Genomic DNA, 20,518 nt, shown 5'->3' with positions numbered 1-20,518 from the left:
CGGCTCAGGCCGACGGGCCGGAGGCGGGCGCCGCGTGGCCCGGGCGGCTGTCGGCCTCCCAGACCGGCCCGAGATCCTTCATCCGCGCCTCGATGCACTCGACGTCGAGGCGGATCGCGGCCTGGCCGGAGAACAGCAGCGTGACGATGCCGGACGGCGCCTCGGTCTCCTCGAAGGTGATCGCGAGCAGGCTCAAGCTGGCATCCCCCGGCGTCAGGCCGCGGGTGCGGACCCCGAGCACGCGCTCGAAATGCAGGCCGGCGAGCCGCCGCCGCGGCGTCTCCGGCGCCTGCCAGTCGAACCGGCGCAGCGCCAGCACGAAGCGGTGCTCGGCGGCGAGGAAGGTGAGGTCGGCCACGTTCAGCACCGCATCCTGAAGGTGGGCGGAGATGACGGTGAGGTCCTCGGCGTCGAGGGCCGCGAGCTTGAGGAGCTCCATGTCGGGGGGCCGCTCCGGGGGAGGTTTCACGGGAAACATTTTCGCCCGCGTCAGTAGCGAGGCCGGCCGGTTCCGGCAACCGCAGGCCGTCGTCGCAGGCCGAGGGCGGACGGGGCGGCGGCCGTGCACCATGCCGGACGATTGTGGCGGCCGATGCGCAGTCTGCCGCGTTGAGCGTCGGGGCCGCCGGACGGACAGCCGTTGCGCCGGCCTCAGCCGACGTTCAGGCAGCCCCGCGTAGACACCCGGTCGACCCCACGTCGACCTCGGACCGGAGACGGACACACCTTATGACCATGAAGCGCCTCACCCTCGCGGCCATCGCCGCCCTGACCCTCGGGACGACCCTCGGCGCGACCGTGGCGAGCGCCCAGTACTACGATTACGGCGGCCCGCGCCGGTTCGACCGCGGCTACGACGACGATCGCCCGCGCCGCCGCGACTACGACGAGGATCGCTACGACCGTCGCCGCGACGACTTCCGCGGCAGCCGCGGCGGCAGCATCTGCGTCACCGCCCGCGGCAACTGCGTCACCCGCCCGGCGCCGTTCAACTCGTCCTGCGGCTGCGAAGTCCCGGGCTTCGGGTTCAAGCGCGGCGCCATCGGCCGCTGATCGGAAGGCTTCCCATCAGCGAGGGGCCGTCCAGCCATCCGGGCCGGGCGGCCCTTCTCGTTTCGGACGCCCGTCGATCGGGATTCCCCCCGCGACTTCGTCCCGAGGCGCGCCCACCAGGCTGACGCCGCGACGGATGGGGGTGCGGGCGGGCGACGGAGCGTCCCCTCCCCCCGGTCGCCGATCGGCGCGCCCGGCGAGGGGGAGCCGGCCCGAGTCCTGAAAGGCGGCCCGCTTCGCTCAGGCGGCGCGGACGCCCGCCAGGAAGGTGCCGATCTCGGCGCGCAGCCGTGCCGACTGGTCGGCGAGCTCGTCGGAGGCCAGCAGCACCGCCGCGACCTCGGTGCCGGCGGCGTCCGCCGCGCGGGCGACGGCGGCGATGTCCGCCGTCATGGCGCCGGTGCCGGCCGAGGCCTGGCCCATGTTGCGCACGATCTCCTGGGTCGTCACGCCCTGCTCCTCCACCGCGGCGGCGATGCTGGTCGCCACCTGGTTCATCGCGTCGATCCGCCCGGTGATCGCGTGGATCGCCCCCGAGGCCTCCCCCGCGGCGGCCTGGATCGAGGCGATCTGCTGGCCGATCTCCTCCGTCGCCCGCGCGGTCTGCGCGGCGAGGTCCTTGACCTCGGCCGCCACCACCGCGAAGCCGCGGCCGGCCTCGCCCGCCCGCGCCGCCTCGATCGTGGCGTTCAGGGCCAGCAGGTTGGTCTGCCCGGCGATGGTCGAGACCAGGCCGACGACGTCGCCGATCCGGGTCGCGGCCGCGGCCAGCGCATCCATGGCGGCCTGCGTGCGGGCCGCCTCGCGCACCGCGCCGTCCGACATCTCCGCCGCCTGCTCGACCTGCCGCCCGATCTCCTGGACCGTGGCCCCGAGCTCCTCGGCCGCCGCGGCGACGGTGTTGACGTTCCGGGCGGTCTCGTGGGCGGTGCTCGCGACGCTGCTCGACCGCTGCGAGGTGCCCGCGACCGCGTCGCGCATGCCGCCCGAGGCGACCTGCAGGCCGGCCACCGAGCCGGCGACCCGCGCGACGATGCCGCCGACCGACCGCTCGAAGCGCTCGGCGAGGTCGCCGAGGAGGGCGCGGCGCGCCTGCGCCTCGCGCAGGCGCGCCGCCTCGGTGGTCTTCAATTGCTGCGCGGCTTCCTCGAGGGAGACGTCGCGGATCGTCACCACCGCCCGGGCGATGTCGCCGATCTCGTCGCGCCGGCCGCTGCCGGGCACCTGCTCCAGGGCCTGCCGGGCGGCCAGGGCCTTGAGCGCGGCGGTGAGCGCGCCGAGGGGCCGCGCGATCGACCGGGCCAGCAGCAGGCCGAGGATGGCGGTGCCGGCCAGCACCCCGAGCCCGACCAGCGCCAGCGTCCGCGACAGGGTCGAGACGGCGCCGATCGCCTCGTCGAGGCTCTGCTCGGCGATCACCGTCCAGGGCGCGCCGAGCACCGACACGACCGAGGACGCCGCCAGGTGCCGGCCGTCCGCGCCCGAAAAGTCGAACGGCCGCCCCTCCGCGAGGCGGGCCGGGGCGATCCCGAGCGCATCGAGGGGGCTGCCGGCCTTGGCGTCCGGGTTCAGCGGCGGCCGGGTGCGCAGCAGGCCGTCGGCGCCGGCCGAGAGCGTCTGCCCGGTCTCGCCGAGGCCGGTGCGCTTCGACAGGGTGGGGTCGAACAGGGCCGGCCCGACCCGCATCACGACGTAGCCGATGCGCTCGGCCGCCTGCGCCGTGCCCATGGCGACGTTGGCGCGCTTCGTCACCGCGCGGCCGATGAAGGCGGAGGGCCCGGCATCGACCGGATAGGCCGCGAAATCCTCGAACAGGGCGGCCTCGGGGTCGGCGGCCTTCAGGCGCTCGAACAGCCGCGCCAGCCCGGTTCCCCGCAGCGCCGGATCGGAGACCGGCCGCGCGAAATCCTCGCCCTTGGTGGTGGTGTAGACGATGCGCCCGCCCTCATCGAGCACCATCAGGTCGGCGTAGCCCGCCTGCGCCAGCAGCTTGCGGGCGACCTCCTGCACCTTCGCGTGCCGGCGCCCGTACATCGTGTTGGTCGCCGTGCCGTCGAGCGCGATGCGCGCCGCCGCCGTCTCCGGCGCCCGGAAGGCGGCCAAGAGGCCGGCATAGTCGGGCTTGGACGGGTCGAGGGTCTCGATCAGGTCGGCGACGTTCGACACCACCTGCGGGTGCGCCGCCACCGTGAGGAAGTCGGCCTGCATCCGGTCGGCGACCAGCTCGACCCCATCGCGCCGCGCGTCGGCGGCAAGCTGCAGCCGCTCGCGCGCCGCCTCCATCAGCCCGGCGCGGGCCTGGTGCCAGCTGAAGCCGCCCATCGCCGTGGCGCTGAGGAGCGCGAGCCCGATGGTCATGGCGGGCAGGCGCGCCTCGAGACGTGAGAATGCCGACATCGATCCGTCTCGAAAATGCTCGGAGAGCTTGAGCCGGTCCTTAGGCAGGCGCGCGTTAAGATTCCCTGCTCGTGCGAGCCGCACGAGACAAGACGACGATCCTATAAAACCGTATCGATTGGGATTATCGGCGGTCTTCGCAGCCGCATCCGCCCGCGCTCGACTGCCCGGGCCCGGCCCGCGCCGCGCGAATGCAGGCGGGCGGGCGCTCGATACGGCGGGCGATTCAGGCCCGCACGCGCTCGATCCGCGCGCCGCAGCGGGCGAGCTTGGCCTCCAGCGCCTCGAAGCCGCGGTCGAGGTGGTAGACCCGGTTGATCTGGGTCTCGCCCTCGGCCGCCAGCCCCGCGATCACCAGCGACACCGAGGCGCGCAGGTCGGTCGCCATCACGGGCGCGCCCTTGAGGCGGTCGACGCCCTCGACGATGGCGAGGTCGCCCTCGAGGCGGATCCGGGCGCCCAGGCGCGCCAGCTCCTGCACGTGCATGAAGCGGTTCTCGAAGATGGTCTCGCGGATCTGCGACTGGCCGTTGGCCAGGGTCATCAGCGCCATGAACTGCGCCTGCAGGTCGGTGGGGAAGCCCGGGAACGGGTCGGTGGTCACGTCGACCGCCGCGATTCCCGCCCCGTTGCGCCGCACCCGGATGCCGCCGGGAACCTGGGTGATCTCGGCGCCGGTGGTGGAGAGGATGTCGAGGGCCGAATGCAGCAGGTCGGCGCGGGTGTTCTCCAAGACCACGTCGCCGCCGGTCATCGCCACCGCCATGGCGTAGGTGCCGGTCTCGATCCGGTCGGGCAGCACCTCGTGGCGGGCGCCGTTCATGCGGGCGACGCCCTCGATCACGATGCGCGGGGTGCCGGCGCCCTGGATGCGGGCGCCCATCTTGGTGAGGCACTCGGCGAGATCCACCACCTCCGGCTCGCGGGCGGCGTTGGAGATCACCGTGGTGCCGTAGGCGAGGGAGGCCGCCATCAGCGCCACGTGGGTGCCGCCGACGGTTACCTTCGGGAAGTCGATCTCGGCGCCGCGCAGGCCGTTCTTGGTCTTGGCGACGACGTAGCCGGCATCGATCTCGATCTGCGCGCCGAGCCTCTCCAGCGCCATGATCAGGAGGTCGACCGGCCGGGTGCCGATGGCGCAGCCGCCGGGGAGCGAGACCTTGGCCTCGCCGAAGCGCGCCAGCAGCGGCGCGACCACCCAGAAGCTCGCCCGCATGGTCGAAACCAGCTCGTAGGGCGCCGTGGTGTCGATGACGTTGGAGGCGGTGAGCCGGATGGTCTGGCCGGTCTCGGTGGTCTGCCCCGGGCGCTTGCCGACCACCATGTGGTCGACGCCGTGGTTGCCGAGGATCCGCGTCAGCGCGGCGATGTCGGCGAGCCGCGGCACGTTGGCGAGCTCCAGCGTGTCGCCGGTGAGAAGGCTCGCGATCATCAGCGGCAGGGCGGCGTTCTTCGCCCCCGAGATCGGGATCGTGCCGTTGAGCGGCACGCCGCCGGTGATGTGGATGCGGTCCATGGTCTCGTGATCCTCACGCGCCGCGCTTCGTCCCGCGCGCCGCCGGCCCTGCCCCTCGGGCGCTCGCCGCCCATGCTCGAGCGCAGCCTATAGGCGAGTTTTGTCCGAAAGGGGACCGCGCCGGCGCGCCGGGTCTTTGCTCGGTTCGCAGGCCGGCCTCGGAGGCGGGAGCATCGCGGCGCCGATCCGCGCCGCCCCTTCCGCTTCGCCCCGGACGATCCGGGAAGGACCCGGCCCGGCGACGGGACGCAGGCCCCTGCCGAGCCCGGCGAAACGCGTCCCGCCTCATCCAAGTGACGTCGCGGAGGAGCCGGCTCGACGGGCTCGGGCTGCGGACGCAGCGCCGATGCCTCGCGTGCCGCCTACGACGACGGCGCGTCCGACGGGGCCGGGTCGCGGTCGTCCGGCGGCTCGGCGGCGTCCTCCGCCGCGACCTGCCCCTCCTCCTGCGCCGCCTCTTGCCCCGCCGCCGGCTCGCCCCGGCCGCGGACCTGGCGCTTGCGCCGCCGCAGGTTCTCGCGCAGGGCCGCCTTGAGGCGGGCGGCCCGGGCCTCGTCGTTCTTCGTCGTCATGCGTCACGCGACCCATCGTCGCCTTCGACTCCTAGATCGTCCGCCGGCACCTCACAATCCATCCGTCGGGGCGATGGCCCCGGCGGCGTTCAAAGGGTCGCTCGAATGCCGGCGGCGGCCCCCCGTCGGCCTGCAAGGCAGGGATGACGCCCCGTCACCTTGAACCGATTCCAGATCCGGCTGTATCTTCCGGTCCGACGGCGCCACGCGACGCCGCCGGATTCCTCTCCACCCGATGCGCGATCGGGCGCGCCGGACCGTACCGGTCCTCGGCCGCGCCTTCCCGCATCCCGAACAGGCCCGGCCGACGACGATCCCGCGCCTCGGCGCATCCGACGCCCGGCCAGCCCCCAAGGACATCCATGCCCGAGACCCGGCCCGCCTCCACACCGGCCCCCACGCACGCGCACGGTTCCGAACGCGGCCCGGGCTCCGTGCAGGGCCAGATCGCGGCGCGGCGGGTGGACTACGAGGCGCATTTCCGCGGCGCGCTGGAGCGCCTGCACGGCGAGCGCCGCTACCGGGTGTTCGCCGACATCGAGCGCATCGCGGGCCGCTTCCCGATCGCGAACTGGCGCCGGCCGGACGGGGCGACCTCGGAGATCACCGTGTGGTGCTCGAACGACTACCTCGGCATGGGCCAGCACCCGGAGGTGGTCTCCGCGCTCACCGACACGGCCAAGCGCTGCGGCGTCGGCGCCGGCGGCACCCGCAACATCGCCGGCAACAACTCGCCGCTGGTCGACCTCGAGCGCGAGCTCGCCGACCTGCACGGCAAGGAGGCGGGCCTGGTCTTCACCTCGGGCTACGTCTCGAACCAGGCCGGCATCTCCACCATCGCCAAGCTGATCCCGGACTGCCTGATCCTGTCGGACGCGTTCAACCACAACTCGATGATCGAAGGCGTGCGCCACGCGGGCTGCGAGAAGCGGATCTTCCGCCACAACGACCTCGCGCACCTGGAAGCGCTGCTGGTCGAGGCGGCCGGCCGCAACGTGCTGATCGCCTTCGAGAGCGTCTACTCGATGGACGGCGACGTGGCGCCGATCGGCGCGATCTGCGACCTCGCCGAGCGGTACGGCGCGATGACCTACCTCGACGAGGTCCACGCGGTCGGCCTCTACGGGCCGCGCGGCGGCGGCATGGCCGAGCGCGAGGGCGTGATGCACCGGGTCGACGTGATCGAGGGCACGCTGGCCAAGGGGTTCGGCTGCGTCGGCGGCTACATCACCGGCTCGGCCGCGCTCTGCGACGCGGTGCGGAGCTTCGCCCCCGGCTTCATCTTCACCACGGCGATCCCGCCGGCGATCGCCGCCGCCGCGCGCGCCTCGGTGCGCTACCTCAAGCGCTCGACGGCCGAGCGCGAGGCGCACCAGCGCCAGGCCGCCGCGACCAAGCGCGCGCTGGAGGAGGCCGGCCTGCCGGTGCTCGCCACCGAGACGCACATCGTGCCGGTGATGGTGGGCGACGCCGAGCTGTGCAAGGCGGCCGCCGACCACCTGCTCGAGCGCCACGCGATCTACATCCAGCCGATCAACTACCCGACGGTGCCGCGCGGCACCGAGCGCCTGCGCATCACCCCCTCGCCGTTCCACGACGCCGCCCGCATCGCCACCCTGACGGCGGCGCTGGTCGAGACCTGGGACACCCTCGACCTGCCGCGCGCCGGCACGGTGTTCGCGCAGGCGGCGGAGTAGGCGGGCGCCGCCGGAAGAGCCGGAGGCTCAGTTCGGCTTCGGCTTGTTCCCGCCCGGCACCCAGCCGTGCGCCTCGGCGGTCGCGGCGAGCTTCGCCTGCATCTCGCCGGCCAGGCTGCCGATCCAGTGCTGCATGCCCGTCAGCTGCGCCTGAGCCAGCTGCGGCTGCGCCTTGGCCATGTTGCGGCCGGCCGGCGTGTCGTAGAACGCGGCGATGGCCTCCAGGTCCGCCTTCGACAGCACGGCCGCGAACGAGATCGCCTGCAGGTTGAGCAGCTCGTCGTAATGCTCGGAGAGGATCGGCATGATCACCTCCTGCACCATGACCTTGGCCCGATCGGGCTGCTTGAGCCCCATCTGCTGGACCATCGCCGTCATCGGCGCGGTCATCGCCTGGAGCGTGGTGTCGCGATCGCCCTGGGCGCGGGCGACCACCGCCTTCGCCGCCGCCAGGCGGGCCGGATCGAGGGTGACTTGAGGCGTGACCTGGGAAGGGACTTGGGGAACCGCCTTCTGCGGCGCCTCGGCGCGGGCGGGTCCCGCCAGCCCGAGGGCGAGGGCCATGAAGGTGAGGCTGGCGATGCGCATCACGCGTCCTCCGGAGACGAAAACCGCCGGCCGCGAATCGGGCCGGGCCGAAGCATAGGCGGTGCCGGCGGATCGGCCTAAAAGCTCGGCCGCGTTGCATCCGCGCGCCGGATGCGCTGTGACTGCGCCCGCACGAATCGAACGGGGAGCGTTGAGCGGATGTCGGGTGGTCACGGAGCGGGCGGGACGTCGAACAAGCGCGTCGCGCTGCTGATCTCGGTGCTGGCGCTGTTCCTCGCCTTCAGCGAGACGCTGGGCAAGGCGGCGCAGACCGACGCGATCGGCGCCAACGTCGAGGCGGCCAACCAGTGGGCGTTCTTCCAGGCGCGCACCATCCGCGCCACGGTGCTCAAGACCGCCGACGAGGCGGTGGCCCTGGTGCCGCCGGGGCCGAACCAGGACGCAATCGCGGCCAAGCGCGCCGAGTGGGCGAAGACGATGGCACGCTGGGATTCCGAGCCCGCCACCGGCGAGGGGCGCAAGGAACTCGCCGAGAAGGCGAAGACCGCGCAGAACAACCGCGACCTCTCGCTGCTGCGCTACCACCATTACGAGCTGGCCTCGGCCGCCTTCCAGATCGGCATCGTGCTGGCCTCGGCCGAGGTGATCACCGGCATCGTCGCCCTGGTCTTCGCCGGCGGCCTGCTCGGCGCGGCCGGCGCGGTGCTGCTCGGCTTCGGCTACCTCGCGCCGCACGCCCTGCCGTTCCTCCACTGAGGGGACGGCCTCACCGGTCGCCGAACCAGTCGTCGAACCCCGGCTCGATGCACCGGTAGCCGACGAAGCAGCTCGGGTCGGTGCGCGTCGGCGCGTAGGCGGATCGCGTCACCTCCGTCGCCGCGCAGAAGCTGCGGTCGCGGACGAAGCGGTCGTAGGTCGGGCCGCCGGTGCCGAGCACGATGCCGCCGGCGCGGGCGACGGCGCCGCGGGCCTGCGCGCAGGTGAGCGTCGTGGTGTCGACGCGCTGCGCCTGGGCCGGGCCGGCGGCGGCCAGCAGGCCTGCGGCGAGCAGCAGGGGGACGGCGAGAAGCAGGGGAGCGGCGATCGGCGGGCGGGCTGCGATCGGGCGGCGCACGGGCGGTCTCCTTCGGTGTGCCGGAGGAACGCCGCGTGCCGCCGCGCGGTTCAGGCCGCCCGGCGCGCGGGGTCGGCGAGGCTCGGCTCCGGCGGCCGGCCGGACGGGGCGAGCAGGCGCCGGCGCAGCCGGGCGCAGGGGCGCTCCACCGCGACCTGCATCAGCGCGCAGAGGGCGAGCGTCGGCACCAGGCCGGCGGCGATCAGCACGAGCGGGCCCGAGCCCGGCCGCAGGTGCAGCAGCAGCGCGATCACCGTCGGGTGCACCAGGTAGAAGCCGTAGGAGTACAGCCCGAGCCGGCGCATCGGCGCGGAGCCCAGGGCCCGCACGACCCATCCGCGGCCCTGAAGCGCCGCCGAGAACGGCACGAGCAGCGCCGCGCTCTGCAGGGTGTAGCGCAGGGTCTCGCGGAAGGCGGGGTCGCGCACCGCGAGGGTGGCGAGGATCACGGCGCCCGCCGCCGCCACGTGCCAGGGTTTCGGCCGCCAGGCGCGGTCGGCCGGGATCACCGGGTTGTTCCACAGGCCGAGGCAGCAGCCGAACAGGATCGCGTCGATGCGGGTGTGGGTCCAGGAGTAGTTCAGGCTGTAGTCGGCGAGCCGCCACACGTTGAGGCCGCGGATCGCCAGCACTGCGCCGCACAGCGCCAGGCACGCCACGGCCGCCCGCCGCGGCGACAGGCGCCCGAGCCACGCGAGGTAGGCCAGCGGGAACAGCAGGTAGAAGTGCTCCTCGATGGCGAGGCTCCACAGCGGCACCGGCAGCACCCGCTCGGTGCCGAGAAGGTCGGGATAGTTCGTCAGGAACGTCGCCTGCCCGAGCACCGCCGCCGCGTCGACCGGCATCCAGTCGAGCAGCCCGAGCCCGTGGAGCAGGCCGGACAGCGCCAGCGCCAGGTACATCGGCGGCAGGATGCGCAAGCTTCGGCGCAGGTAGAACGCCGGCAGCGAGACCGTCCCGGTCCGCCCCCGCTCGATCCGCAGCAGCGTGGTGATCAGGTAGCCCGACAGGAAGAAGAACACCGTGACGCCGAAGCCGCCGGGCACGACGTGGCTCAGCCCGCAATGGGCGACGTAGACAACGGCGATCGCCAGCGCCCGAACCCCGTCGAGCTGCGGCAGGTAGGGCATCGCGGGCGGGACCGGGGCGGTGGGGCTCGGGATGGCAGGCTCCTCGCGGATCTTTCGACGATCGCCGGACAGGACAAGCAGGAAACCGGAAATTTTCCGTCCGCGCCATCCGCGCCGGCGCCGGAGGCGGGCGCCGCATCGTCCCTCCCCTTCCGTGGGGGAAGGGACGAGGCGTGCGAATCTCCGCGAGGCTATCGCACCGTCCGCACGGGGATCGGGCCAATACATCGGCCGGTTCGTGCGCCGCCGCCGCATGCGACACTCGCGCGGTTGCCGTCCCGGTCGGGATGTATACGATTCTGCCATCGCGGCCCCAGTATTCGGCGCTCCGCGCCTGAGAGACGGATGCGCTCCCGCCTTCCACGCGTGGACAGCCTGTGCCCCGCTACTTCTTCGACATCCACGACGGCTTCCACCAGCGCGACGACGTGGGCACCTTGTGCGAGGACGTGCAGGCCGCCGCGCTCTAGGCCAAGCGCCTGCTGCCCGCCATCGCCGTCGACGAGAGCCCGGCCGAGGGCGAGCGCCAGACCATCACCGTGGTGGTGACGGACGAGGACGGATACGCCGTCTACTCGGCCGCCCTCGCCTTCGTCGGCACCTGGCTCCTGCGCTGACCTCGGCGCCTGCGCCGACCAAAGGCCTGCGCGCGCAGCTTGACCCTGTGAAAGGCCGCGAAGGGTGGTGAACGGAAGCCGGCTTGGCGCTTGAAAGCCGACGTTCGATTTCGTGCCCTGGTCGCTCGGCTCGCGCCGGCGGGCGCGGGGCAGGTCGCTCACGGCCCGAACCCTCTCGGATGCCCTGCGCCTCGGCCTCGACGAGGGGCATTCGCCCACTTTGAATTTAGAATATTTTCAGATTTGAAACGTTTTAAGTGTGTGATCTATAACACGTTTTTGGCTTGATCGCGGATCCGTGAAGGACGATCACACGGGTACTGCGCTCGTCCGAGCGCGCGCCAGCGTGATCCATGTCCCACCGCTCCTCGCTCCTCCCCGTCTTTCTCACCACCACAATCCTCGCCGGTCCCGTGGTGGCACAAGATGGCACCGTTCAGCTCAACGAGATCTCGGTCGAGGCGGTGGGACCCGGCAACGCCGCGCCGGCATCGGCCGGCTCCGGCGGCCTCAACGTCAGCGCCGGCGACGGCGGCACGGCCGCCACCAGCGGCGGCGGTGGCGGCCCCTCCGGGATCACCGGCTACACCGCGCGCGTCGCCACGGCCGCCACCAAAACCAACACCCCGCTAATCGAGGCCCCGCAATCGGTCTCGGTGGTCACCCGAGAGCAGCTGAACGACCGCAACGTCCAGACGTTCACCGACGCGGTCAACTACGTCCCGGGCGCCATTTCCGCCCGGTCGGGCTTCGACCCGCGCTTCGATCAGATCTTCATCCGCGGCTTCGACGTGCTCACCAACCAGGGCATCTATCGTGACGGCCTGCGCGTGATCGGCAGCGGCTTCGCCTTTCCCAAAAGCGAGCCCTACGGCGCCGAGGCGCTGACCATCCTCCGCGGCCCGGCCTCCGGCCTCTACGGCCTCGGATCGCCCGGCGGCATCCTCGATATCACGAGCAAGCGCCCCGTCTTCGTGCCGTTCGGCGAGGTGCAGTTCCAAGCCGGCAGCTTCGGACGCTTCCAGGGCAATTTCGACGTCGGCGGCCCGGTCGAGGGTTCGGACGGCACCATGGCCTACCGCCTCACCGGCGTACGCCGCGAGGCCGGCACCTTCATCGGCCTCGGCACGAACGACGACCAGCTCAACATCGCGCCCGCCTTCACCTGGAAGCCGTCGGCCGACACGACGTTCACGTTCCTGAGCGAGTTCCAGGTCACCAACACGCCGGCGGCGACGTTCTTCTACAACGACCCGGGCTTCCGGGTGTCCAACTTCTACCAGGGCGATCCGCGCTTCATCGGCCTCGACCAGACTCAGTATCGGGTCGGCTACGCCTTCGAGCATTTCTTCACGCCGGACCTGGTTTTCCGCCAGAACTTCCGGCATTACGGGCTGTTCCTGAGCGCGAAGTACGTCGACATCAACAACGTCAACGACGCGCGCACGATCGGCACCCGCGACACCGGCTATATCCGCGAGGGCCTGGTGCAGCAGACGCTGGACAACCAGCTGGAGGCGCGCTTCGCCACCGGCCCGGTCGCCCACACCGTGGTCGGCGGCGTCGACTACGCCCGGTACAGCCTGAGCGCGCGCTTCGGCTTCGGCCTCGCCCCGGACCTGAACCTCACCACCCGGAACTACGGCCAGCAGTTCATCGCGACGCCGCCTCTTGGGTCCGCCTCGCGCCAGACCCAGGATCAGGTCGGCGTCTACCTGCAGGATCAGGCCAAGTTCGGCGACTTCATCCTGACCGTGAACGGGCGCCACGATTGGGTCTTCCAGGACAACTACGCCACGCCCGACAGCGCGGTCTCGCGCCAGGACAACAGCGCCTTCACCGGCCGGGTCGGCCTGGGCTACGTTCTGGCGCCAGGGCTGGTTCCATACGCGAGCTATGCCACGACCTTCACCCCGCAGGTCGGCCAGGACCGAAACGGACAGGCGTTCAAGCCGGCCACGGGCGACCAGATCGAGGCGGGGGTGAAGTACCTGATTCCCGGGACCAACATCCAGACGGCGTTCGCCGGCTTCGACATCAACCAGTCGAGCATCCTGATCCCCGACGCGAGCAACATCGCGTTCCAGACCGCTGGCGGTGCCGTACGCTCGAAGGGCTTCGAGGCCGAGGCGACCGCCAACCTCGCGCCGGGCACGAACCTGACCATCGCCTACACGCATGTCGACATCCGGTTCGTGAACTCGACCTCGTTTGCCGGCGAGTCCCTCAACGGGAACCGCGTCTCCGGCATCCCCAGCGACACCTACGCGTCGTTCCTGACTTATGCCTTCCCGCCCGCCTCGGCCTTGCGCGGGCTGCAGATCGGCGGCGGCATCCGCTACATCGGCTCAAGCTACGCGGATGATCAGAACACCGTGCGCAATACCGCCGTGACGCTCTACGACGCCCTCGTTGCCTACGACTTCGCCGCGCTCGACCCGAAGTACAAAGGCTTCCGCGCGCAGATCAACGGCTACAACATCTTCAACCGAAACTACACGACCTGTTCGTTCGGTTTCTGCAACTTCAACCAGCCGGCAACGGTCATCGGCAGCCTGATCTATCGGTGGTGAGAAGGCTCGCCTCCGGCGGTCGGGGATCGAGACGCCGCGCGCAGCGCCGACACGACGACCGAAGTCCGCATGGTGGCCTGCACTCGAAACGACGTGTGGGCGAGGCCGTGACGCGCCCGAGATCGGCCTGCCCCCGAGCCACCACGCCCCCTTTGCCTCGCTCGACTCCCGAAGCGCGCAGCGTCTCGGCCTGAAACCGTCGCGGTCGCGTCGGCATCGGCCGTATGTCCGCAACCGTGGCGGCCTGATCCTTCCCGGTCGCCAGGACCTCGGTCGCCAGGACGAAGTGCTCGCTTGGGACGGCGACAGCCTCGATCTCGCTCCTGTCGAGCGACTTCAGCCCGTCATGGCCGATCGGCACGCTTCGATGCCGCGAACGATGGAACGTATGAGCGGTGGAGAGAGGGTCGCATCGGGCGCCGACCATACGGGCGGTCGGCAGATCTTCCGCGGATCTGAAACGCATCGAACGTGACCCTCGCGCGGCCAAGCCGATGGGGGCCGAACCCTCGGGCGGCCACAAGGGATCGGTAACCATCGGGCCGGCATGATCCGGCTCGGAACCGCCCGGTCGCGGGACCGAGATCGGGGTTGCGTGATGTTCTCTGCCGCCTTCCTGCGCGCGGGCCTGTCGCCGCTGGCGCTCGCCGCCGCGCTGAGCGCCGCAGCCGCGCAAGGCGCGCCGCCGCCCGGCGCGATGCCCGCCCCGGCGCAGCCCGCGCCCGCCCTGCCCGCCGTGCCGCCATCCGCGCCGCAGGGCGTGCCGGCGTCGGCACCGCTCGCGGCCGCCGCCCCGGAGGCGGCGCCCCGCGAGGCGGGGAAGCGCAAGCCCGAGCCGGAGCTGGTCTACGCCACCGTCTCGGCGGACCCGCGCCCGACGCTGACGCAGAAGACCTTCACCGACACCCTGCGCGCGGCCGACCTGTACCAGGCCTTCGCCGATGCCGGCGGCTGGGCGCCGGTGCCCGAGAGCACGGTGTTCAAGCCGGGCGCGTCGAACCCAGCGATCCCGGCGCTGCGCCACCACCTCACGCTCACCGGCGACCTGCCCGCCGACGCGCCCCCGAGCGACCGGCTCGATCCGCCGCTGGTCGCGGCGGTGACGGCGTTCCAGGCCCGCCACGGCCTACCGGAATCCGGGCTGATCGGCCGGCTGACGATCGCCGCGCTCAACGTGCCGGCCTCCGTCCGCCAGCGCCAGCTCGCGGCCTCGGCGGCGCGGCTGATGGGCTCGAAGTTCCCGTTCGGCGAGCGCTACGTCGTCGTCAACATCCCGGCGGCCACCGTCGAGGCGGTGGAGAACGGCCAGGTCGCGCGCCGCTACGTCGCCGTGGTCGGCAAGCCCGACAAGGCGACCCCCAGCGTCGAGACCCGGATCACCGACATCAACTTCAACCCGACCTGGACGGTGCCGGTCTCGGTGGTGAAGAACGAGATCATCCCGCGGATGCGCAAGGAGCCGGGCTATCTCGCCAAGAACCACATCCGCATCCTCGGCCCCGGCGGCGTCGAGGTCGACCCGACGGCGGTGAACTGGAACACCGAGAAGGCGGTCGCCTACACGCTGCGCCAGGATTCCGGCTTCGACAACTCGCTCGGCCAGGTGCGGATCGACATGCCGAACCGCTTCGCGGTCTACATGCACGACACGCCCTCGAAATCGCTGTTTTCGCGCAACGTCCGCTTCCACAGCCACGGCTGCGTCCGCGTCGGCGGGGTCAAGGAGCTGGTCGGCTGGCTGCTCCAGGGCGTCGAGGGGCCGAACGGGCCGGGCTCGGCCTGGGGCCCGATCGAGATCGAGACCGGCATCGCCGACGGCGAGCGCCGCGACCTCAAGCTGGTCAAGCCCGTCCCCGTCACCTTCGTCTACCTCACCGGCTACGCCACGCCGGACGGCCGCGTCCATTTCCGCGACGACATCTACGGGTTGGATACGCCGGGCGGGCCGGTGCCCTCGGCGGCGACCGAGCCGGCCGCCACCGGCGCGATCGCGCCGCGCGCCACGATCCGCCCGGCCAAGCCCGACCAGCGCCCGCCGGTGGCCGCCGACCTCAAGCCGGCGGTCGCGCCCCGGGCTGCCGTGCCCGCGCCCGCGCGGCCGGCGCCGCGGCCGCAGGCGACGCAGCTCGGCGACGGGCCGGCCCCGCGGCCGCCGGGCGCGATCCCGAACTGAGCGGACCCGCGCCGCCGCCTGGAATGGTTCCAGCCTGTGCACCGGCGGCACCCCTGCCCCGCGCCGCGGACCGGCCCTGGAACAATCGCCGCCACCGCTCATTCTGCCGGGTGAGGGATGCCGGGGCCGTCGCGGCGGCCGCCCGGCGTTCGCCCCCGACAGACCCAAACGGAGCGACCACCATGGCGAAGGCCAAGCCCATCACCCGCATCGAGAGCGATCGCCTCAACACCCCGACCGACCTCGACCCGGCCGACACCAAGAAGATCGCCGAGGGCCTCGCGGTCCTGACCTCGGACCTGTTCGCGCTCTACATCAAGACCAAGAACTTCCACTGGCACATGAGCGGCCCGAACTTTCGCGACTACCACCTGCTGCTCGACGAGCAGAGCGAGCAGATCTTCGCGATCATCGACGACGTGGCCGAGCGCGCCCGCAAGATCGGCGGCACCGCGCTGAAGTCGCTGGGCCAGGCGAAGTCCCTGACCCGCGTCGCCGACAACGACGCGGAGTACGTCTCGCCGCTCGACATGCTGCGCGAGCTGCGCGACGACAACAAGACGCTCACCGCCAACATGCGCGAGCTGCACGAGGTCACCGACGAGGCCAACGACGTCTCGACCACCTCGCTGCTCGAGGAGTGGATCGACCAGTCGGAGGAGCGCACCTGGTTCCTCTACGAGTCGACCCGCAACGCCACCGAGGGCGGCCACTGATCGTTTACGCGTGACGCGAGATGCGGCCCCGCTTCCGATGAGGAGGCGGGGCTTTTTTCATGGCGCCCGCGGCGTCCCGAGCACCCGCAGCGCATGGGCGGGATCTGCGGCCACCAGGGCCAGCAGCGTGCGCGCCGCGGGATTGGGCGGCGTGCGGCCCTGTTCCCAGTTCCGCACCGTCCCGATCGGAAACCGGAGCAGGGCGGCGAAAGCGGCCTGCGTCAGGCCCAGGGTCCGCCGCAGGTCGTGGGGAGGCGGAACCAGCCGGTAGCCCTCGGCCTCCGTATCGGGGTCGTCGCCGTCGGCGACGGCCTGCGCGCGGATCTCCGCTTCCGTCGTCGCCAGGATGCGCGCGCGGTCGATGTCCGGCGGCGACGCGAGGAGGTCCGTCAGCGATGTCCGAGCCGATGTGCGAGCCGATGTGCGAGTCATGGCCGTCTCCCCTCACCCCCGCAACCCCAGCCGCACCTTCACCACGCCGACGTCGTCCGGGTCGCGGCTCTGCGCGAAGCCGAGGCGGCGGCACACGGCGAGCATCGCGCGGTTCTCGGCGAGCACCGTGCCCTCGACGGTGCCGATGCCCTCCGAGCGCGCCCAGTCGAGCATGAGCCGCATCAGGGCGAGCGCGAGGCCGGTGCCGCGGGCCTCGGAGCGGACGAGGATCGCGTACTCGCCGCTGGTGCCGTCGGCGTTGGCGTGCAGGCGCACCGCCCCGAGCATGCGCTTCGCCCCCTCGCCGGCGCCCGCCTCGGTCTCGTCGAGGGCGACGAAGGCGATGGCGCGGGCGTAGTCGAGCTGGGTCAGGCGGGCGAGGAAGGCGTGGCTGAAGTCGCGCACCGGGGCGAAGAAGCGCAGCCGCACGTCCTCCGGGTCGATCGTGGCGAAGAAGGCCCGGAACAGCGGCTCGTCCTCGGGCCGCACCGGGCGCACGGCGATCGCCCGGCCCTTCAGCGTCAGCGCCCGCACCCATTCGGCGGGATAGGGCCGGATCGCGAAGCGCGGATGGCCGCCGGCCCGGCGCGGGCTGGCGCGCAGGCGCACCCGGGCGTCGAGGGCGACGACGCCGTCGGCGTCGGCGAGCAGCGGATTGATGTCGAGCTCGCGCACGTCCGGCAGGTCGGCGGCGAGCTGGGCGAGCTTCACCAGCGTCAGCGCGATCGCGCCGCGGTCGACCGCCGGCACGTCGCGATAGGCGGCGAGCCGCCGGGCGACGCGGGTGCGGCCGATGAGGTCGTCGGCGAGCGCGAGGTCGAGGGGCGGCAGGCCGAGGGCCCGGTCGTCGATCACCTCCACCGCCGTGCCGCCGCGGCCGAACACCACCACGGGCCCGAAGACCGGATCCTCGGCGAGCCCCGCGATCAGCTCGCGGCGCTGGCCCTTGCGCACCATCGGCTGCACGGCGAACCCCGTGACCCGGGCATCGGGCCGCTCGCGCCGGGCGCGCACCAGGATCTTCCGCGCGGCGTCGCGGACGTCCTGCTCGCTGGTGAGGTCGAGGTGGACGCCGCCGATGTCGGACTTGTGCACCACGTCGGGCGAGACGACCTTCAGCGCCACCGTGCCGCCGGCGGCGATGATCGTCCAGGCGGCCGCCGCCGCCGCGTCGATGTCGGGGGCGAGCGTCAGCGGCACGGTCTCGATGCCGTAGGCCGCGAGCAGGCCGGCGACCGCGACCGGATCGAGCCACGCCGCCCCCTGCCGCAGGGCGGCGGCGACGATCGCCTCGGCGGCCGCGGTGTCGGGCGAGAAGTCGCGCGGCAGCGAATCCGGCGTGCGCATCAGGTCGTCCTGCGCCTCGCGGTAGCGCACCAGGTGCAGGAAGCCCTCGATCGCCTCGGAATCGGTGGCGAAGTGCGGGATGCCGGCGCCGGCCAGGATCGCCGCGGCCGCCTCGCCGTGGGACACCGCGAAGACCGGCTTCTTGCGCGCCTGCCCGCGCCGCGCCCGCGTCACCGTGTCGGCGACGGCCTGCGCCACCGCGGCCGCGTCCGAGCGGGCGGTGGGGACGTGGACGGTCAGCACCGCGTCGCCGGCATGGTCGGCCAGCATCGGCGCGAGGGCGGCGGCGTAGGCCGGCCCGTCGGCGGTGATGCCGAGATCGACCACCGGCCCGTCCGCCGGGACGCCGCCGCGGTCGGCGAGCCGGTCGGCGGCGAGCAGGCCGATGCCGCGGCCGTTGGTGAGGATCGCGAGGCGCTTGCCCGCGAACGGGCGCTGGTGCGACAGGGTCTCGGCGGCCGAGAACATCGCGTCGAGATCCTCGACCGCGAGCAGGCCCGCCCGGCGGAACGCGGCGGCGTAGACCGCGTCGGGCCGGGCCAGGGCGCCGGTATGGGTCTCGGGGTTCCGCCCGTCGCGGGCATGGCGGCCGGCGCGCAGGATCACCACCGGCTTGGTGCGCGCGGCGGCGCGGGCGGCGGACATGAAGCGGCGGGCGTCCGACACCCCGTCCAGGCACAGCAGGATCGCCCGGGTGCGCAGGCAGTTGGCGAAGTGGTCGAGGCAGTCGGCGATGTCGACGTCGCAGGCGCTGCCGAGCGCCATCACCGCCGAGAACCCGGCCCCGTGCCGGGCGCCCCACTCGACGATCGCCCCGGCGACCGTGCCCGATTGCGAGACCAGGGCGAGGTCGCCCGCCCGCGGCGCGCGGGCGAGCAGGCTGGCGTCGAGCCGGTGGCCCGGCACCGCGAGGCCGGCGCTGTCGGGCCCGAGCAGGCGCAGGCCGTGCTCCCGCGCGATCCGCGCCGCGCGCGGGCCGGGATCGTCCGGCTCGGTGCCGAGGCCGGCGGTGAGCAGGATCGCGGCGCGCACGCCCGCCCGCCCGGCCTCCGCGACGATCCCGGGGATGCTCTCGGGCGGGCTCGCCACCACGGCGAGGTCGGGCACCGCCGGCAGGTCGGCGATCCGCGCCACGCAGGGCACGCCGTCGGCCTCGGCATCCTGCGGGTGGACCGGGTGGACCGACCCGGGAAAGCCGCCCGCGCGGATCTTGTCGAACACCGCGCGCCCGAGCGAGCCGGCGCGGGCGCCGGCGCCGACCACGGCGACCGAGCGCGGGGTGAGCAGGGCCTCGAAGCGGTAGGTGCTCACGCGGGGCCTCCGAGCGGGGGGCCGGCCGCCCGGCGGAAGGCGGTCACGGCCGGTCCATCGGCATCATGCGATCCTTCTCGTCTGCCCGCCCGGTCGCGAATCAACGGGGGCGGGCCGATCGTCCGGTGCGCCCGCCTCTTCAACAGAGCAACCCGCGCCAGGGCAAGTCCTCATGTCGGCGCGCGCGGCGGCACGACCGGTCGCGCGGGTGCGGCCGCGCGGACCGGCGGCTCGGGAGCACCGGCAGGCCCTGGCCGCTCCGCCGCGGCCCGCGCAGGATCGCTCGCGATCTCGTTGCGGACACAACAAAGTTTTCAAGCCCGAGGCGGGAATCGAACGAGGGTATTGGCGCGCCGGGACGGAAAAGCAGGCGACTAATACCGAATCCGCGAAGGCTCCGGCCGTCTCGACGACCGGCTCCGCCATTGGACACCAGCGCCGCAGGGGGTCGGACTGGACTCCGGGTGCGGCGCTACACTCGTTTTTTTGTGTTGGAAGCCTTTCCATCAAGTTTAATCGAACGGAAACAGACCTTGCGCATTGCGTTGAGATGTTAGACATCATAGCCGCCTTGCCTGAACAAGCTGGCGTCAGCTGAAAATTTCCCAACCCTTGGGCTGCGTTGACGTCGGACGTGTCGAGGGAAGTCGGACCGGGGAACGATCGATGATGAACGACAACGGCATGGAACCGGATTACATCGCTCTGGCGGCAGAGATCGTGTCGGCCTTCGTGAGCAAGAATTCCGTTCCGGTCCCGGAATTGAACGGGCTCATCGTCTCGGTGCACACGACGCTGGCCCAGCTGGGGAACGGCGCCGCCGCCGAGAAGGTCGAGCCGCCGACGCCCGCGGTCTCGATCAAGCGCTCGGTCACGCCGGACTTCATCATCTGCCTGGAGGACGGGAAGAAGTTCAAGTCGCTGAAGCGCCACCTGCGCACGCGCTACGACATGACCCCCGACGCGTATCGCACCAAGTGGAACTTGGCGGCCGACTACCCGATGGTCGCGCCGAACTACGCCGCCGCCCGCTCCGAGCTCGCCAAGACGATGGGCCTCGGCCAGCAGCGTCGCAAGACCCGCGGCAAGGCCGCACCCGAGGCGGCCGCCGCTCCGGCCCCGCGCCGCAGCCGAGGCCGCAGCGCCGCCGAGGGCTGATCGCCGGGTTCTTCCGATCGCCCGACCGGGCCCGGCAGAACCCGCGTCCCGTCCCCCGTGGGAGACGGGCGGATTGCGGGGCACGACCCGTCCGGGTGGGTCATGCCCCTCGCCCCGGCCCTCTCCTCCGGGAGGGGGAGCCGGACAGCGCGACGCGATCCGC

At 72.5% G+C, this 20,518-nt stretch carries 16 protein-coding genes and 1 pseudogene; 8 read left to right on the top strand and 9 right to left on the bottom strand.

Annotated features, from left to right (window positions below; translation table 11 throughout):
• Positions 1-4: 4 nt before the first annotated feature.
• Positions 5-439 carry a DUF2948 family protein gene (locus MKK68_RS21570; RefSeq protein ID WP_147843311.1) on the bottom strand — a complete coding sequence of 145 codons (435 nt, stop codon included), beginning with the start codon at positions 437-439 and terminating at the stop codon, positions 5-7.
• 290 nt (positions 440-729) lie between these two features.
• On the opposite strand from MKK68_RS21570, the gene MKK68_RS21565 reads away from it, so the two are divergent.
• Positions 730-1,053, top strand: a complete 324-nt coding sequence (locus tag MKK68_RS21565; RefSeq protein WP_313899240.1) for a hypothetical protein — start codon at positions 730-732, stop codon at positions 1,051-1,053.
• Positions 1,054-1,293: 240 nt separating this feature from the next.
• On the opposite strand, the gene MKK68_RS21560 is transcribed toward MKK68_RS21565, so the two are convergent.
• From MKK68_RS21560 to MKK68_RS21550, 3 genes are all read right to left on the bottom strand, one after another.
• Positions 1,294-3,450 (bottom strand): methyl-accepting chemotaxis protein, encoded by a 2,157-nt coding sequence (locus MKK68_RS21560; protein ID WP_244032890.1) that lies wholly within the window; start codon positions 3,448-3,450, stop codon positions 1,294-1,296.
• Between the two features lie 226 nt (positions 3,451-3,676).
• Positions 3,677-4,966 carry a UDP-N-acetylglucosamine 1-carboxyvinyltransferase gene (murA, locus tag MKK68_RS21555; RefSeq protein ID WP_147729280.1) on the bottom strand — a complete coding sequence of 430 codons (1,290 nt, stop codon included), beginning with the start codon at positions 4,964-4,966 and terminating at the stop codon, positions 3,677-3,679.
• Positions 4,967-5,328: 362 nt separating this feature from the next.
• Positions 5,329-5,538 (bottom strand): hypothetical protein, encoded by a 210-nt coding sequence (locus tag MKK68_RS21550; protein ID WP_147859898.1) that lies wholly within the window; start codon positions 5,536-5,538, stop codon positions 5,329-5,331.
• 362 nt (positions 5,539-5,900) lie between these two features.
• Between MKK68_RS21550 and hemA the strand changes: the two genes are divergently transcribed.
• Positions 5,901-7,235, top strand: coding sequence for a 5-aminolevulinate synthase (gene hemA / locus MKK68_RS21545; RefSeq protein WP_147859897.1), 1,335 nt, complete (start codon positions 5,901-5,903; stop codon positions 7,233-7,235).
• 27 nt (positions 7,236-7,262) lie between these two features.
• Here hemA and MKK68_RS21540 read toward each other — a convergent pair whose 3' ends face one another.
• Positions 7,263-7,823: a DUF2059 domain-containing protein gene (locus MKK68_RS21540; protein WP_147859896.1), complete on the bottom strand. Its 561-nt coding sequence runs from the start codon at positions 7,821-7,823 to the stop codon at positions 7,263-7,265.
• A gap of 159 nt (positions 7,824-7,982) precedes the next feature.
• Between MKK68_RS21540 and MKK68_RS21535 the strand changes: the two genes are divergently transcribed.
• Complete coding sequence (locus MKK68_RS21535; RefSeq protein ID WP_147729230.1) at positions 7,983-8,540, top strand: DUF4337 domain-containing protein; 558 nt, start codon at positions 7,983-7,985, stop codon at positions 8,538-8,540.
• Positions 8,541-8,550: 10 nt separating this feature from the next.
• On the opposite strand, the gene MKK68_RS21530 is transcribed toward MKK68_RS21535, so the two are convergent.
• Positions 8,551-8,856 (bottom strand): hypothetical protein, encoded by a 306-nt coding sequence (locus MKK68_RS21530; protein WP_187275586.1) that lies wholly within the window; start codon positions 8,854-8,856, stop codon positions 8,551-8,553.
• Between the two features lie 92 nt (positions 8,857-8,948).
• Complete coding sequence (locus MKK68_RS21525; protein WP_244032889.1) at positions 8,949-10,028, bottom strand: acyltransferase family protein; 1,080 nt, start codon at positions 10,026-10,028, stop codon at positions 8,949-8,951.
• 377 nt (positions 10,029-10,405) lie between these two features.
• Here MKK68_RS21525 and MKK68_RS29955 point away from each other — a divergent pair.
• From MKK68_RS29955 to MKK68_RS21505, 4 genes and pseudogenes are all read left to right on the top strand, one after another.
• A pseudogene (locus tag MKK68_RS29955) lies at positions 10,406-10,645 on the top strand (DUF6894 family protein).
• A 353-nt stretch (positions 10,646-10,998) separates the two neighbouring features.
• Positions 10,999-13,218, top strand: a complete 2,220-nt coding sequence (locus MKK68_RS21515; RefSeq protein ID WP_244032888.1) for a TonB-dependent siderophore receptor — start codon at positions 10,999-11,001, stop codon at positions 13,216-13,218.
• A gap of 598 nt (positions 13,219-13,816) precedes the next feature.
• Positions 13,817-15,391, top strand: a complete 1,575-nt coding sequence (locus tag MKK68_RS21510; protein WP_244032887.1) for a murein L,D-transpeptidase — start codon at positions 13,817-13,819, stop codon at positions 15,389-15,391.
• A gap of 182 nt (positions 15,392-15,573) precedes the next feature.
• Positions 15,574-16,107: a Dps family protein gene (locus MKK68_RS21505; RefSeq protein ID WP_244032886.1), complete on the top strand. Its 534-nt coding sequence runs from the start codon at positions 15,574-15,576 to the stop codon at positions 16,105-16,107.
• A gap of 57 nt (positions 16,108-16,164) precedes the next feature.
• On the opposite strand, the gene MKK68_RS21500 is transcribed toward MKK68_RS21505, so the two are convergent.
• Together MKK68_RS21500 and MKK68_RS21495 are read right to left on the bottom strand one after the other, a co-directional pair.
• Entirely contained in the window at positions 16,165-16,539 is a 375-nt protein-coding gene (locus tag MKK68_RS21500; protein WP_244032885.1) for a helix-turn-helix domain-containing protein, read from the bottom strand.
• 12 nt (positions 16,540-16,551) lie between these two features.
• The gene (locus MKK68_RS21495) at positions 16,552-19,197 is read right to left on the bottom strand and encodes a bifunctional acetate--CoA ligase family protein/GNAT family N-acetyltransferase (RefSeq protein ID WP_243938808.1); all 2,646 of its coding nucleotides are present in this window, start codon (positions 19,195-19,197) and stop codon (positions 16,552-16,554) included.
• Positions 19,198-19,863: 666 nt separating this feature from the next.
• Between MKK68_RS21495 and MKK68_RS21490 the strand changes: the two genes are divergently transcribed.
• Positions 19,864-20,355, top strand: coding sequence for a MucR family transcriptional regulator (locus tag MKK68_RS21490; RefSeq protein ID WP_147844642.1), 492 nt, complete (start codon positions 19,864-19,866; stop codon positions 20,353-20,355).
• Positions 20,356-20,518: the final 163 nt, after the last annotated feature.

Source organism: Methylobacterium sp. E-016 (assembly GCF_022829745.1).
Lineage (GTDB): Bacteria > Pseudomonadota > Alphaproteobacteria > Rhizobiales > Beijerinckiaceae > Methylobacterium.
The sequence above is the reverse complement of the archived record's forward strand: the minus strand, read 5'-3'. Positions and strand labels throughout refer to the sequence as shown.

Bases quoted from the DNA above. Each gene is read 5' to 3' on its own strand.
- MKK68_RS21525 (WP_244032889.1), bottom strand. From the start codon at position 10,028: ATGCCCTACCTGCCGCAGCTCGACGGGGTTCGGGCGCTGGCGATCGCC.
- MKK68_RS21565 (WP_313899240.1), top strand. From the start codon at position 730: ATGACCATGAAGCGCCTCACCCTCGCGGCCATCGCCGCCCTGACCCTC.
- MKK68_RS21540 (WP_147859896.1), bottom strand. From the start codon at position 7,823: ATGCGCATCGCCAGCCTCACCTTCATGGCCCTCGCCCTCGGGCTGGCG.
- MKK68_RS21515 (WP_244032888.1), top strand. From the start codon at position 10,999: ATGTCCCACCGCTCCTCGCTCCTCCCCGTCTTTCTCACCACCACAATC.
- MKK68_RS21505 (WP_244032886.1), top strand. From the start codon at position 15,574: ATGGCGAAGGCCAAGCCCATCACCCGCATCGAGAGCGATCGCCTCAAC.
- MKK68_RS21490 (WP_147844642.1), top strand. From the start codon at position 19,864: ATGATGAACGACAACGGCATGGAACCGGATTACATCGCTCTGGCGGCA.
- murA (WP_147729280.1), bottom strand. From the start codon at position 4,966: ATGGACCGCATCCACATCACCGGCGGCGTGCCGCTCAACGGCACGATC.
- MKK68_RS21570 (WP_147843311.1), bottom strand. From the start codon at position 439: ATGGAGCTCCTCAAGCTCGCGGCCCTCGACGCCGAGGACCTCACCGTC.
- MKK68_RS21535 (WP_147729230.1), top strand. From the start codon at position 7,983: ATGTCGGGTGGTCACGGAGCGGGCGGGACGTCGAACAAGCGCGTCGCG.
- MKK68_RS21500 (WP_244032885.1), bottom strand. From the start codon at position 16,539: ATGACTCGCACATCGGCTCGCACATCGGCTCGGACATCGCTGACGGAC.
- MKK68_RS21510 (WP_244032887.1), top strand. From the start codon at position 13,817: ATGTTCTCTGCCGCCTTCCTGCGCGCGGGCCTGTCGCCGCTGGCGCTC.
- hemA (WP_147859897.1), top strand. From the start codon at position 5,901: ATGCCCGAGACCCGGCCCGCCTCCACACCGGCCCCCACGCACGCGCAC.
- MKK68_RS21550 (WP_147859898.1), bottom strand. From the start codon at position 5,538: ATGACGACGAAGAACGACGAGGCCCGGGCCGCCCGCCTCAAGGCGGCC.
- MKK68_RS21560 (WP_244032890.1), bottom strand. From the start codon at position 3,450: ATGTCGGCATTCTCACGTCTCGAGGCGCGCCTGCCCGCCATGACCATC.